Raw genomic sequence first — 13,610 nt, 5'->3', positions numbered from 1 at the left:
GCTCCGGCAGCGCGCTGATCGCCGGCGCGGTCCAGTTCTCGTCCGCCGGCTCCCCGTGCCCCGGCCGCCGGCCCCGGTCGGCCGCGAGCAGCACGTCGGCGTCGAGCCGGGGAGTCGTCCGCGGCCGGCGTCAGGGCGGCCCCGGTACGCCGGGTCACCTCGCGCACGGCGGCGCCGCCCGGAAGGGGGCCCCACCGCGCGCCGGTTCCCTGCACCGACCGCGGGAGCGCCTCAGCTGCTCCCCGTGAGGTGCGCGAAGACCACCACGTTGCCCCGGTAACCGGTCGAGCGCGAGTAGCCCCCGCCGCAGGTGATCACCCGCAGCTCAGGCCGCCGCGCGGCGCCGTACACCTTCTCGTCGGGGAAGTCCTTCGCGTCGTACACCTCGACCGCGTCCACCGTGAACACCGCGACGCTTCCGTCGCGCCGGTCCACCTCGATCGTGCCGCCCCTGGGGAGGGCGCCGAGGTCGTAGAAGACGGCGGGTCCCTCGGCGTTGTCGACGTGCCCGGCGAGGACCGCGGTGCCCGTCTCGCCGGGGGTGGTGCCGGCCTCGTACCAGCCGGCGAGGTTCTTCCTGGAGGCCGGCGGCACATCGAGGCTGCCGCTCGCCGTGAGGGCCAGACCCGTCAGCGGCGCGTCCACGTGGATCGCGGGGATGCGCACGCGGTCGGGGGGTGACGGCGGCAGGGCGGGCGCCGCGGCCCGTCCGCTGTCCCCGCCCGCGTGCGCCTGGGCGGCGGACGGCTGCGGCGGGGCGTGCGTCTCGGCGCCGCTGCGCAGCAGCCACGCGCCGCTGCACAGGGCCACCACGGTGACCCCCGCTATGGCGGTGTCGCCGATCCTGCGGTTGCGCACAGGAGCCTCCTCTACGGCTGGCCTGCCCGTCCCCCTCCGGGCCGCGAGGGGCGTCGGACCCGGAGGGGGAGGGGACATGCGGTACCGGCGGACGGACAGCGGAGGGTGTCCGTCAGATCCCGTCGCCTCTCGCCCGGCGATGCAGGAGCCAGGTACCGCCCGCGGCGGCGACGGCGAGAGCCGCCACACCGGCCGCGGTCTGCACGGGGTCGGGGCCCAGAGCGCCACCGACCCCCGTCTTCACGCTTCCTCTGGGGTGCACCGGCTGACGCTGGGACGTCAGCGTGACCACCAGGTCACCGGTCACCCGCCGGCCGCCCTCCGCACAGGTCGCGGCGATCTCGTACGTCCCCGGCTGCGCGCTCGGCGGCACCCGGAACCGCCCGGTCGCGTCGCCCCGGTGCGTGCCGGGCGCCAGCGTGAAGGCGCCCGCGCCCACCGCGCTGGCGTCCCCCGCGGCGGCCGTACCGGCGTCCCCGCACGCCGCAGTCGTCACGGTGACCCGACCGCCCGGCACCACGGACGACGGGAACACCTGGAGCCCGGCCGTGCCGCCGGCGGACGCGGGCGCACAGACGAGACCCGCGGCGGCGACGGCGAGCGCGCTGCCGGTCAGCAGGCGGGTGGTGGGGCGCATGGTGCTCCTTCGAGCTCTCGGGTGGGTCCCTGTGCCTTCGAGGTAAGTGGCAGTGGGCCGGGCCCGCTTCCTGAGAGTGCGTCAGAAATGCGCTGAACGGGTGTCAGATCGCTGCGCCCCGGGCCGCGTCGGCCGAGGTTTCAGCAGGTCATCGGCGTGCGTGGGACGGGTCGCCGAAGAGAACCCGAAGGGCGCCGGCGCACGTGTGAACGGGTGACCCCCCACTCACGATCCGTGCTTGACCTCAACTTTGGTCGAGGTATCAGGCTGTCCTCCATGCAGACAGACACCCTCGTGCAGACAGACATCACGCCCCTCAATGTCACGCTGGTCATCGGCAGCAACCGCCACGGCCGCTTCGGCCCCGTGGTCGCCGACTGGCTCCTCGGCCGCCTGCGCGACCGCGACGACCTGGTCCCGGACGTCGTGGACGTGGCCGGGGCCGACCTGCCCATGTCCATGGCCCCGACCCCCGAGACGACCGCCGCCCTCGCCTCGGTCACCCCCAAGCTCGCCTCGGCGGACGCCTTCGTCGTCCTCACCCCCGAGTACAACCACTCCTACCCGGCCGGCCTGAAGAACCTGGTCGACTGGCACTTCACGGAGTGGCAGGCCAAACCGGTGGCCCTCGTCTCCTACGGCGGCATCTCGGGCGGCCTGCGCGCCGTGGAGCACCTGCGCCAGGTCTTCGCCGAGCTCCACGCGGTGACGGTCCGGGACACCGTGAGCTTCCACAACGCGGGCGGCTCCTTCGCCGACGGCCGCCTGAAGGACCCCTCGGGCCCGGACGCGGCGGCGAAGACGATGCTGGACCAGTTGGTGTGGTGGGGGAGGGTGCTGAGGGAGGGGAGGGCCGCCCGGCCGTACGGCGGGTGACACGGCGGGTGAACCGTCTGGCCGACCGCGCGCGGGCGAGCGTCCCTGCCGGCGCTACGGTGAGGTGATGGGCATGGAACAGCGCATCACCCTGATCACGCTGGGCGTCACGGACCTCGCCCGCTCCAAGGCCTTCTACGAGGCCCTGGGCTGGCGCGGCCAGGAGGTCGAGGAGACGGTCTTCTTCCAGGCGGGCGGTCTCGGCCTGGTCCTGTGGAGCCGGGACAGGCTGGCGGTGGACTGCGGCCTGGAACCGGGTCCCAGGAGCGGCTTCGGCGGCATCGCACTGGCCCACAACGTCCGCTCGGAGGCCGAGGTCGACGCCCTCCTCGCCAAGGTCGTGGAGGCGGGCGGCACGCTCACCAAGCCGGCCGCGGTGAACGAGATCGGCTTCTACTCCAGCGCCTTCACCGACCCGGACGGCCACCCCTGGGAGGTCGCGTACAACCCGGGCTTCCCCCTGGCGGCGGACGGCACGCTCACCCTCCCGGACTTCGGCCGGTAGCCGGGGGTGGCTGAGGGGCTTGCGTTCCTCCTCAGACCCCGGTGCTGCCCGAGAACCGCTCCGCGAGCGCGCGATGCCGCTCGGCGACTCGCCGGGCGTCGGCCGGGGTGACGGGCGACCCGGGCAGGCCGCCCATGCGTTCGATCTCGTCGGCGAACCGCAGGTGTTCGGCGTGTGCGTGCTCCCGGCAGGCCAGGCACGTCACCCGGTCCGGTCGCGGTGAGGTCATGGCGTACGGCACCCGCAGCCCGCACCCGGTGGCCACGGTGCCCGGCAGGTCGCCCGCCAGGCCGAACGTGGCCGCGAGCAGGATGCGCACGGCGGCCTCGCCGCGGACCACCTTCGCCTCGACATGAATGTGCGGGTCACCCTCACCCACGTCACCCCTCCTGCCGTCACGGGTACGGCCGCCCCGGAATCCGGGGCGGCCGTGTCACACGTCGGAAGACCGGTGCACGTCAGTTCACGTTGACCGCGCTCCAGGCCGCCGCCACCGCGTTGTACTCCGTGCTGCCCGCGCCGTACAGGTCCTTCGCCGCGTTCAGGGTGGCCGTGCGCGCCCCCGCGTAGTTCGTCGAGGACGTCATGTAGACCGTCAGCGCCCGGTACCAGATGGCGCCCAGCTTGGCCCGGCCGATGCCGGTGACCGTGGAGCCGTTGGAGGTGGGGGAGTTGTAGCTGACACCGTTGATTGTCTTGGCGCCGCTGCCCTCCGCCAGCAGGTACGCGAAGTGGTTCGCGACCCCGGAGGAGTAGTGGACGTCGAGATTGCCGACCGAACTACTCCAGGAGTCGGCGGACTTGCCGTCCTTGGAGGGCTTGTCCATGTAGCGCAGGGCGTCCCGTCCGAAGCCGGAGCGGACGATCTTCTCACCGATCAGGTAGTCGCCGGTGTCGGAGGAGTTGCCCGCGTAGAACTCCACCAGCGTGCCGAAGATGTCGGAGGTCGCCTCGTTGAGCCCGCCCGACTCGCCCGAGTACGTCAGCGCCGCCGTCTTGGACGTCACACCGTGGGACATCTCGTGCCCGGCCACGTCCAGCGACACCAGCGGGCCCATCTGCGTCCCGTCACCGTCGCCGTACGTCATGCAGAAGCAACTGTCGTCCCAGAAGGCGTTGTTGTAGTTGTTGCCGTAGTGGACGCGGTTGTAGGAGCCCTTGCCGTCCCCGCCGATCCCGTTCCGCCCGTGGACGTTCTTGTAGTAGTCCCAGGTGACGTCGGTCCCGTACTGCGCGTCCACCGCCGCCGTGGCCCGGTCCGAAGTCGCCCCGGTGCCCCAGTGGTTGTCGGCGTCGGTGAACAGGGTGGCGGGCGCCCGGCTGAAGCAGATGGTCAGGAAGCACAGGTCGGTCTTGTTCGCCGCGTCACCGGTGTAGGTGTTGCCGCGCGTCGCGTCCTTGAGCTGGTACGCCGACCCCGACTGCGTGGTCTCCAGCGAAACCGTGCCGCTGTACAGCGACTTGCCGTCGCCGGCCGCCTGCTCGATGCTGTCCCAGGCGTCGATCTGCGCCCCGGTGCGGGCGTCCGTGAGGACCGTGCGCGCGACCGGGTTGCCGAGGGAGTCCTGCGCGGCGGCATCGGTCTGCCAGGCCAGCCTCGGCGCCCCGTGCAGGGCGTCGACGACCAGCCGCGGCTTGGCGGTCAGCTTCTTCAGCGTCTCGCCCAGGTTGGCCGCCTTGAGCGCGTTCGCCGCGAGGTCGGCCGCCTTCGGGGCGGACAGGGCCGGGGTGACGCTCGACAGGGAGATCGCGCTCCGGGTGGCGCGCGAGGAGCTCCGGTACGCCCCGTCCGGCGCCAGGTGGACCACGAAGTCGCCTCCCAGCACAGGCAGTTGGCGGTAGGTGCGGTCGTAGCGGACGTGCTGGGTGCCGTCGGGGTCGACGATCACGTCCCGGACCTTGGTGCTCTGCGCGGAGCCGAGCCCCAGCGCTGAGGCGTGGTCGGCCAGGACGGCGGCGGCGTTCTCGACCGCCGTGGCCCGGGTCGGTCTGTCCGCCGCACCGGCGGCGGGGGAGAGTGCCGCGGCGAGCAGGGTGGCGGCGGTGGCGGCCACTCCGGCGGTGGCGAGACGACGGGAACGGGCACCTCGGACGTACGGCCGTATCCGACTCATCGGTCTCCTCTGGAAGGCGCCAATGGGGCGCGTGGGGGGTGGCGCGGACGTTGACGAAGATTTAAGAGGCCATGACAAGCCATGTCCATAGCGCGGTACGTGCAGGTGTGTGAGGGGAGAGAATCGTTTCTGTGACCTCTGCACGACTCCCGTTCTTCGTCTACGGCACCCTCCGCCCCGGCGAGGTCAACCACGACCTCTTCCTGCGCGGCCGCGTCCGCTGCGAGGAACCGGGCCGACTGACGGGCGCGCTGCTGTACGACGGCCCCGGCTACCCGTACGCCGTCGAGGAGTCCCAGGGAGCCGTCGCGGGGGAGCTCGTCACCCCGCGGGCCGATGCCTACGCCGAACTGCTCGCCGTGCTCGACGAGTTGGAGGAGTACACGCCGGGGAACCCGCACAACCTGTACGAACGGGTCGCCCGCGAGGTGACCCGCACGGCCGACGGCACCCCCGTGCGCGCCTGGGTCTACGTGGCGGCCCCTCCCGTCGCCGCCCGCCTGCGTGCCCGCGGCAAGCTCATCGCGAGCGGCGACTGGCGGCTCGGCCGGACTACCCCTCCACCGTCTCCACCCGCACCGCGCACGCCTTGAACTCCGGCATCCGCGAGGTCGGGTCGAGCGCCGGGTTGGTGAGGGTGTTGGCGCGGCCCTCGCCGTACCAGTGGAAGGGCATGAAGACCGTGTCGGGGCGGATGCCGGGCGTGATCCGGGCCGGGGCCACGGCCCGTCCGCGCCGCGAGACCACGGCCAGCGGATCGCCCTCGGCCGCCCCCAGCCGCTCCGCGAGCCGCGGATGCAGCTCCACGAACGGGCCCGGCGCCGCGGCGTTCAGTTCGTCCACGCGCCGGGTCTGCGCACCGGACTGGTACTGCGCCACGACCCGCCCGGTCGTCAGCAGCACCGGGTACTCCTCGTCGGGCTCCTCCGCGATGCCCCGATGCGAGACGGCGACGAAACGGGCCCGCCCGTCGGGGTGGGCGAAGCGGTCCAGGAAGAGGCGCGGGGTACCGGGGTGCAGGTCGTCGTCACCGGCGGGTACGTCCCTGACGGGCGTCGGGCACGGCCAGAACACCCCGTTCTCCTCGGCCAGTCGGCGGTACGTGATCCCGGAGTAGTCGGCCGGTCCGCCCGCGCTCGCCCGGCGCAGTTCCTCGAAGACCTCCTCGGGGTCGGTCGGGAAGCCCTTCTCCACGCCGAGCCGGTCGGCGAGTTCGTGCATGACCTCGAGGTCGCTGCGGATGCCGTCGGGCGGGGTGATCGCCTGCCGGCGCAGCAGCACCCGCCCCTCCAGGTTGGTCGTCGTGCCCGTCTCCTCGGCCCACTGGGTGACCGGCAGGACCACGTCCGCGAGCGCGGCCGTCTCCGACAGGACGACATCGCACACGGCGAGGAAGTCCAGGGACTTGATGCGCTCCTCGACGTGCGCGGCACGCGGCGCCGACACCACCGGGTTGGACCCCATCAGCAGCAGCGACCTGATGTCGGTGCCGAGCGCGTCCAGCAACTCGTAGGCGCTGCGCCCCGGTCCGGGCAGCGAGTCGGGGTCCACGCCCCACACCTCGGCGACATGTGCCCGCGCCGCCGGGTCGTCCAGCTTGCGGTAGCCGGGCAACTGGTCGGCCTTCTGGCCGTGTTCGCGCCCGCCCTGCCCGTTGCCCTGCCCGGTCAGACAGCCGTATCCGCTGTACGGCCGCCCCGCGCGCCCGGTCGCCAGGCACAGGTTGATCCACGCGCTCACCGTGTCGGTGCCCTTGGACTGCTGCTCGGGCCCGCGCGCGGTGAGCACCATCGCGGACTCCGGCTCGCAGAACAGCCGTACGGTTTCCCGGAGTTGAGGCACCGGTACACCGGTGATCCGCTCCACGTACTCCGGCCAGTGGGCCATCGCGGCGGCCCGCGCGTCCTCCCAGCCGACCGTGCGCTCACGGACGTACTCCTCGTCGACCCGGCCCTCCGCCACCACCAGGTGCAGCAGTCCGAGCGCGAGGGCGAGGTCGGTGCCGGGCCGGGGCATGAGGTGCAGGTCGGCCTGCTCGGCGGTCTTGGTGCGGCGCGGGTCGACGACGATCAGCGTGCCGCCGTTCTCCCGCAGTTCGGTGAAGAACCGCAGGGACGGCGGCATGGTCTCGGCGAGGTTCGAGCCGACGAGGATCACACAGCCGGACTTCGGGATGTCCTCCAGTGGGAAGGGCAGCCCGCGGTCCAGACCGAAGGCCTTCATCCCGCCGGCCGCCGCGGACGACATGCAGAAGCGCCCGTTGTAGTCGATCTGCGAGGTGCCGAGGACGACCCGGGCGAACTTGCCGAGGGTGTACGCCTTCTCGTTGGTCAGGCCGCCCCCGCCGAAGACCCCGCACGCGTCCGGGCCATGCTCCGTACGCGTGCGGGACAGCCCCTCGGCGATCCGGTCCAGCGCCTCGTCCCAGGTCGCGGGCACCAGCGTGCCTCCGGAGCGCACCAACGGGGAGGTCAGTCGCACCCGGGACGAGAGCACCGCGGGCGCGGTACGGCCCTTGCCGCACAGCGCCCCCCGGTTCACCGGGAAGTCCGCACGCTCACTCACCTCGACGGTCCCGTCCGGCGCGGGGGTCAGGTTCATGCCGCACTGCAGGGCGCAGTACGGGCAGTGCGTGGGCGTCGCGGAGTTCTGCATGCTCCTCAGCGTGCGTCGGCCGTGTTACGCCGGTGGCGGCTGCGTGTTACGCCACCGAGACGGCGACCTCCCCCGGGGCACCCCGAAGCGGTGAGAAACCCCGTTGCGCGCGCCGGCACCCATCCGTTCAGCGGGCCGAGGCCAGCGCATCCGCCACGCCGGGCTCCTTCGGGCCAAGGAACCGCGGGTCGGGCCGGAACACCACGTCCAGGGCCGCCTTCCCCGCCGCGAGGATCTCCCGGGTGCCGCCGTAGTACCAGGTGGCGTCGTGCCTGGCGTCGACGCCGATGCCGTACGAGGTGACCCCGGCCGCCTGGCAGAGGGCGACCGCGCGCCGGATGTGGAACCCCTGACTGATCAGTACCGCCCTGTCCACACCGAAGATCTTCCGGGCACGCACGCACGAGTCCCAGGTGTCGAAGCCGGCGTAGTCGCTGACGATCCGCCGGTCCGGGACGCCGTGCCGGGTCAGGTAGGCGCGCATGGCGTCGGGTTCGTCGTAGTCCTCCCGGCTGTTGTCGCCGGTGACGAGGACGACCTCGATCCGGTTCTCCCGGTACAGCTTCGCCGCCGCGTCGAGCCGGTGGGCGAGATACGGAGACGGCTCGCCGTCCCACAGCCCGGCGCCGAAGACGACGGCCACCTGGGTGCGCGGCACGTCGGCCGTCGTGCGCAGCCGGTCGCCGGTCACCAGGTACATCCAGGTCGACGGCAGCAGCGCCAGCACACAGCCCGCCATCACCGCCTGCACGAGCCTGCGCCGCCCGGCACGCGTGCGTGGCAGGCGCGGTCTGCGTGGCCTCGGCAGTCGCATCGGACGGTCCCTCCCCGGTCGCCTTCCGACCGGAAAAGACGTGCCGCCGGGGCGATCGGTTCGGCCGCCGACGCGTGAGCAGGCTCACCTGCCGTCACGAAGTCGCAGGTCACGCCACCTCACATGCCGCCGCCCCGCACGGTGATCCGCCGGAAAGCACACGTCATTGCGGTGAAACGGGAAGGCAACCTCCGGCGGACACCATCAACGCATGAACCGGATCAGCAGCCGACCCCGCCTCGTCTCCCTCGACGAACGGCGCCGCCCCGAGCCGCCCGCGCTCGTCCTGGTGGCCCACGGCAGCCGCGACCCGCGCACCCTCGCCACGGTCCACGAGCTCCTGGACCAGGTCCGCGCCCAGCGCCCCGACCTGCCGGTGCACCTGGGCCACATCGAACTGAACGAACCGCTGCTGCCCGACACGCTGGCGTCCCTGGGCACGGCGGAGGCGGTCCTGGTCCCGCTGCTCCTCTCCCGCGGCTACCACGTGAAGCGCGACATCCCCGAGATGGCGGCCGCCTCCCCGGCACGCACGCGCGTGGCGGCTCCGCTCGGCCCGCATCCGCTGCTCGTGGACACCCTGCACGCCCGTCTGACGGAAGCGGGCTGGCACACCGGGACGGACGAGGAGACCCGCCGCGAGAGCGCGGTCGTCCTGGCGGCGGCAGGTTCCCGGGACCCGGAGTCGGCCACGGACACCCGCCGCACGGCCCAGCTCCTGGCGGACCGCTTGGGCGTCCCGGTCATCCCGGCCTACGCCTCCGCGGCGACGCCGACGGTGGAAACAGCGATCAGGGCACTGACGGCGAGGGGCCGCCACCGGGTCGCGGTGGCGTCGTACTTCACAGCTCCGGGCCTCTTCGCGAGGCAGTGCGCGCAGAAGGCCCCGTGGATCGCGTCAGCGCCCCTGGGCACGCACCCCGCGATGACGGACCTGATCCTCCACCGCTACGACCAGGCGACTGACCTCAAGGGCGCGGGGAACCGCGCGCCCAGCCACGAAGTGCCCGCACTCGCCATATAACCGGAACCCGGCGGACGCACCGGCGAATTGTCAGTACCTGCCCGTACTGTCAAGACATGCCGTACGACCCGCAGTCAACCGAACGCTGGGCCCCCGAACCCGACAAGCGCCCCGGCCGCACCGCCTTCCAGCGCGACCGCGCCCGCATCCTCCACTCCGCCGCGCTCAGAAGGCTCGCCGGCAAGACGCAGGTCGTCACGCCGGGCACCAGGAACCAGATGTGGGACGCCAGCCCCCGCACCCGCCTGACCCACTCCCTGGAGTGCGCCCAGGTGGGCCGGGAGCTCGGCGCGGCCCTCGGCTGCGACCCCGACCTCGTGGAAGCCGCCTGTCTCGCCCACGACCTCGGCCACCCCCCGTTCGGGCACAACGGCGAGCACGCGCTGAACGAATTCGCCCAGGACTGCGGCGGCTTCGAGGGCAACGCCCAGTCCCTGCGGCTGCTCACCCGCATCGAACCCAAGCGGTTCACCGAGGAGGGCTCGGTGGGCCTCAACCTCACCAGGGCCACCCTGGACGCCGCCACCAAGTACCCCTGGCCCCGCGGAGCGCACCCCACCGAGCCCGGCTCCCGGAAGTTCGGCGTCTACGACGACGACCGCCCCGTCTTCGACTGGATCCGCAAGGACGCCCCCGGCACCCGCACCACCTTCGAGGCCCAGGTCATGGACTGGTCCGACGACGTGGCGTACTCGGTCCACGACGTCGAGGACGGCCTGCACGCGGGCCACATCGACCCCAACTGCCTGCACGCCGAACCGGAACGCCGGGCGGTCTTCGAGGTCGCCCTCGGCAGGTACGTCCCCGCGGACACCGACCCCGCCGAACTCGCCGCCGCCCTCGACCGGCTCCAGGACCAGGAATGGTGGCCGCACGGCTACGACGGCTCGGCCGTGGCGCAGGCCCGCCTCAAGGACGCCACCAGCCAGCTCATCGGCCGCTTCTGCCTGTCCGCCGAGGCCGCCACCCGCGCGCGGTACGGCACCGGCAGGCTCACGAGGTACGACGCCGAACTCGTCGTACCGCACGGGACCCGCCTGGAGTGCGCGGTGCTCAAGGCGGTCGCCGACCGGTACGTCATGCAGCGCGCCGAACAGGCGCGGCTGCGGGCCGACCAGCGGATCGTCGTCGCCGAACTCGCCGAGGCGCTCACCGCCCGCGCGCCCGACGGCCTCGACCCGCAGTTCCGCGCGCTGTTCGACCGGGCGCCCGACGACCGCGCGCGCAAGCGGGTGATCGTGGACCAGATCGCCTCCCTCACCGACGCGTCCGCCCGTTCGCTTCACGCCCGTCTCATGGGGCACGTGTAGAACACATATGCAGGAGTGACGGGAAAGGTGCCCGAATGTGACCCTCCGTGGCCTGATCGGGCCACTCCCCCTTCCCCCATCACGCTCCGTGCGGGACGCTCCCTTGTGGCGGCACCCTTACGAGGAGGAACCAAGTGGTCGACGCGGATCAGACTTTTGTCATCGTGGGAGGAGGTCTCGCCGGCGCCAAGGCGGCCGAGACGCTCCGGACGGAGGGCTTCACCGGCCGCGTGATACTGATCTGCGACGAACGGGACCACCCCTACGAGCGCCCGCCGCTCTCCAAGGGCTACCTCCTCGGCAAGGAGGAGCGCGACAGCGTCTTCGTGCACGAACCCGCCTGGTACGCGCGCAACGACATCGAGCTGCACCTCGGCGAGACCGTGGACGCCATCGACCGCGCGGCCAAGACGGTCCGCTTCGGCGAGGACGGCACCGCGGTCCGCTACGACAAGCTGCTGCTTGCCACGGGCGCCGAGCCGCGCCGGCTGGACATCCCAGGGACCGACCTCGCGGGCGTCCACCACCTGCGCCGCCTCGCCCACGCCGAACGCCTCAAGGGCGTCCTGGCCGCCCTGGGCCGGGACAACGGCCACCTCGTGATCGCCGGCGCCGGCTGGATCGGCCTGGAGGTCGCCGCGGCCGCCCGGGAGTACGGCGCCGAGGTCACCGTCGTCGAGCCCGCGCAGACCCCGCTGCACGGAGTCCTCGGCCCCGAGCTCGGCAACCTCTTCGCCGAGCTGCACCGCGAGCACGGCGTCCGCTTCCACTTCGGGGCGCGGCTGACGGAGATCGTCGGACAGGACGGCATGGTCCTCGCGGCCCGCACCGACGACGGCGAGGAGCATCCCGCGCACGACGTCCTCGCGGCGGTCGGCGCGGCCCCCCGCGTAGCCCTCGCGGAGGCGGCCGGGCTCGAACTGGCGGACCGGGCGCACGGCGGCGGGATCGCCGTGGACGGACACCTGCGCACCTCCGACCCGGACATCTACGCGGCGGGCGACGTGGCCTCCTTCCACCACGCCCTCTTCGGCAACAGGCTGCGCGTCGAGCACTGGGCCAACGCGCTCAACGGCGGCCCGGCGGCGGCGCGCGCGATGCTGGGCCGCCAGGTGACGTACGACCGCGTGCCCTACTTCTTCTCCGACCAGTACGACCTGGGGATGGAGTACAGCGGCTGGGCGCCCCCCGGCTCCTACGACGAAGTGGTGATCCGGGGAGACGCCGGCAAGCGCGAGTTCATCGCCTTCTGGGTGAGGCAGGGCCGTGTGCTGGCCGGGATGAACGTCAACGTGTGGGACGTCACGGAGCCGATCCAGGCACTGATCCGGTCCGGGGCTCAGGTGGACACGGAGGCGCTGGCGGACCCGCACGTTCCACTCGTCAGCCTCGTCCCGTAGGTGTCAGTACCTCCCCGTAGACTTCACGCGTGGCAGGACGGATCAACGACGAGGACGTGAAGGCGGTACGGGACGCGGTCCCGATCGACGCCGTGGTGTCCGAGTACCTCCAGCTGCGCAACGCGGGCGGGGGCAACCTCAAGGGCCTGTGTCCCTTCCACGACGAGAAGTCGCCGTCCTTCCAGGTCAGTCCGAGCAAGGGGCTCTTCCACTGCTTCGGCTGCCAGGAGGGCGGCGACACCATCACGTTCGTGATGAAGGTCGACCACCTCTCCTTCTCCGAGGCGGTCGAGCGCCTCGCCGCCCAGGCCGGCATCACCCTGCGCTACGAGGAGGGCGGCTACAACCCCTCCCACCAGCGCGGCGAGCGCATCCGCCTGGTCGAGGCCCACAAGATCGCCGCCGACTGGTACATGGAGCAGCTGGCCACCAGCCCGGAGGCCGACACCGGCCGCCAGTTCCTCGCCGAGCGCGGCTTCGACCAGGCCGCGGCCGCGCACTTCTCCGTCGGCTACAGCCCCCAGGGCTGGGACCACCTCACCCGCTTCCTGCGCGGCAAGGGCTTCAGCGACAAGGAGATCCTGCTCTCCGGTCTCGCCCAGGAGGGCCGCCGCGGGCCCATCGACCGCTTCCGCGGCCGTCTGATGTGGCCCATCCGCGACATCGGCGGGGACGTCGTCGGCTTCGGCGCGAGAAAGCTCTACGAGGCGGACAACGGCCCCAAGTACCTCAACACACCCGACACGGCGATCTACCGGAAGTCCCAGGTCCTCTACGGCATCGACCTCGCCAAGAAGGACATCGCCAAGGCGTCCCGCGCGGTCGTCGTCGAGGGCTACACCGACGTCATGGCCTGCCACCTCGCCGGCGTCACCACCGCCATCGCCACCTGCGGCACCGCGTTCGGCGGCGACCACATCAAGATCCTGCGCCGCCTGCTGATGGACAACGGCTCCGCCCGCGTGATCTTCACCTTCGACGGCGACGCGGCCGGTCAGAAGGCGGCCCTGCGCGCCTTCGAGGACGACCAGAAGTTCGCCGCCGAGACCTACATCGCCATCGCCCCCGACGGCATGGACCCCTGCGAACTGCGCCTGGCCAAGGGCGACGACGCGGTCGCCGACCTGGTCGAACCCCGCACCCCGCTCTTCGAGTTCGCGCTGCGCCAGATCGTCGTCCGCTACGACCTCGACACCCCCGCCGGCCGGGCCGCCGCCCTGGACGAGGCGGCCCCGATCGTCGCCCGCATCAAGAACAGCGGCGCCCAGCACGAGGTGGCCGTCCAGCTCGCCGGCATGCTCGGCATCCTCGACACCCAGTTCGTGGTCAAGCGGGTCGCCCAGCTCGCCCGGTGGGCCCGCGACCGCGGCGGCAAGGGCCCCGCCCCCTCCGGACGCGGCCCCCAGCAGCCGTCGTA

General features: G+C 72.5%; 13 protein-coding genes and 1 pseudogene. 7 read left to right on the top strand and 7 right to left on the bottom strand.

What is annotated here, in order from left to right; translation table 11 throughout:
• From AOJ26_RS44575 to AOJ26_RS28645, 3 genes and pseudogenes are all read right to left on the bottom strand, one after another.
• A pseudogene (locus AOJ26_RS44575) lies at positions 1-188 on the bottom strand (HAD family hydrolase); the annotation flags it as partial.
• A gap of 43 nt (positions 189-231) precedes the next feature.
• A complete protein-coding gene (locus AOJ26_RS28650; RefSeq protein WP_053851257.1) occupies positions 232-858 on the bottom strand; it encodes a class F sortase in 627 nt (208 codons plus the stop codon).
• A 112-nt stretch (positions 859-970) separates the two neighbouring features.
• On the bottom strand, positions 971-1,495 hold the full coding sequence (locus tag AOJ26_RS28645; RefSeq protein ID WP_053851256.1) for a hypothetical protein: 525 nt from the start codon (positions 1,493-1,495) through the stop codon (positions 971-973).
• 276 nt (positions 1,496-1,771) lie between these two features.
• On the opposite strand from AOJ26_RS28645, the gene AOJ26_RS28640 reads away from it, so the two are divergent.
• Entirely contained in the window at positions 1,772-2,371 is a 600-nt protein-coding gene (locus AOJ26_RS28640) for an NADPH-dependent FMN reductase (RefSeq protein ID WP_053851255.1), read from the top strand.
• A gap of 73 nt (positions 2,372-2,444) precedes the next feature.
• Positions 2,445-2,876 carry a VOC family protein gene (locus AOJ26_RS28635; protein WP_053851254.1) on the top strand — a complete coding sequence of 144 codons (432 nt, stop codon included), beginning with the start codon at positions 2,445-2,447 and terminating at the stop codon, positions 2,874-2,876.
• A gap of 31 nt (positions 2,877-2,907) precedes the next feature.
• On the opposite strand, the gene AOJ26_RS28630 is transcribed toward AOJ26_RS28635, so the two are convergent.
• Both AOJ26_RS28630 and AOJ26_RS28625 read right to left on the bottom strand, forming a co-directional pair.
• Positions 2,908-3,255: a hypothetical protein gene (locus AOJ26_RS28630; RefSeq protein ID WP_053851253.1), complete on the bottom strand. Its 348-nt coding sequence runs from the start codon at positions 3,253-3,255 to the stop codon at positions 2,908-2,910.
• Positions 3,256-3,334: 79 nt separating this feature from the next.
• Positions 3,335-4,990, bottom strand: a complete 1,656-nt coding sequence (locus tag AOJ26_RS28625) for a M4 family metallopeptidase (protein WP_053851252.1) — start codon at positions 4,988-4,990, stop codon at positions 3,335-3,337.
• 131 nt (positions 4,991-5,121) lie between these two features.
• Between AOJ26_RS28625 and AOJ26_RS28620 the strand changes: the two genes are divergently transcribed.
• Positions 5,122-5,583, top strand: coding sequence for a gamma-glutamylcyclotransferase family protein (locus AOJ26_RS28620; RefSeq protein ID WP_053851251.1), 462 nt, complete (start codon positions 5,122-5,124; stop codon positions 5,581-5,583).
• On the opposite strand, the gene AOJ26_RS28615 is transcribed toward AOJ26_RS28620, so the two are convergent.
• Together AOJ26_RS28615 and AOJ26_RS28610 are read right to left on the bottom strand one after the other, a co-directional pair.
• Entirely contained in the window at positions 5,543-7,645 is a 2,103-nt protein-coding gene (locus AOJ26_RS28615) for a molybdopterin oxidoreductase family protein (RefSeq protein ID WP_053851250.1), read from the bottom strand. The genes AOJ26_RS28620 and AOJ26_RS28615 overlap by 41 nt on opposite strands.
• A 127-nt stretch (positions 7,646-7,772) precedes the next feature.
• Positions 7,773-8,459 carry a SanA/YdcF family protein gene (locus tag AOJ26_RS28610; RefSeq protein WP_053851249.1) on the bottom strand — a complete coding sequence of 229 codons (687 nt, stop codon included), beginning with the start codon at positions 8,457-8,459 and terminating at the stop codon, positions 7,773-7,775.
• 211 nt (positions 8,460-8,670) lie between these two features.
• Between AOJ26_RS28610 and AOJ26_RS28605 the strand changes: the two genes are divergently transcribed.
• From AOJ26_RS28605 to dnaG, 4 genes are all read left to right on the top strand, one after another.
• Entirely contained in the window at positions 8,671-9,483 is an 813-nt protein-coding gene (locus tag AOJ26_RS28605) for a sirohydrochlorin chelatase (RefSeq protein ID WP_053851248.1), read from the top strand.
• A 56-nt stretch (positions 9,484-9,539) separates the two neighbouring features.
• Positions 9,540-10,793 carry a deoxyguanosinetriphosphate triphosphohydrolase gene (locus AOJ26_RS28600; RefSeq protein WP_053851247.1) on the top strand — a complete coding sequence of 418 codons (1,254 nt, stop codon included), beginning with the start codon at positions 9,540-9,542 and terminating at the stop codon, positions 10,791-10,793.
• A 134-nt stretch (positions 10,794-10,927) separates the two neighbouring features.
• Positions 10,928-12,193 (top strand): NAD(P)/FAD-dependent oxidoreductase, encoded by a 1,266-nt coding sequence (locus tag AOJ26_RS28595; RefSeq protein ID WP_053851246.1) that lies wholly within the window; start codon positions 10,928-10,930, stop codon positions 12,191-12,193.
• A 29-nt stretch (positions 12,194-12,222) separates the two neighbouring features.
• Positions 12,223-13,610 (top strand): DNA primase (dnaG, locus tag AOJ26_RS28590; protein ID WP_053851245.1); only part of this gene is annotated, 1,388 nt, incomplete at its 3' end.

Origin of the sequence: Streptomyces sp. NRRL B-24085 (assembly GCF_001282115.1) — a bacterium.
GTDB lineage: Bacteria > Actinomycetota > Actinomycetes > Streptomycetales > Streptomycetaceae > Streptomyces.
The sequence above is the reverse complement of the archived record's forward strand: the minus strand, read 5'-3'. Positions and strand labels throughout refer to the sequence as shown.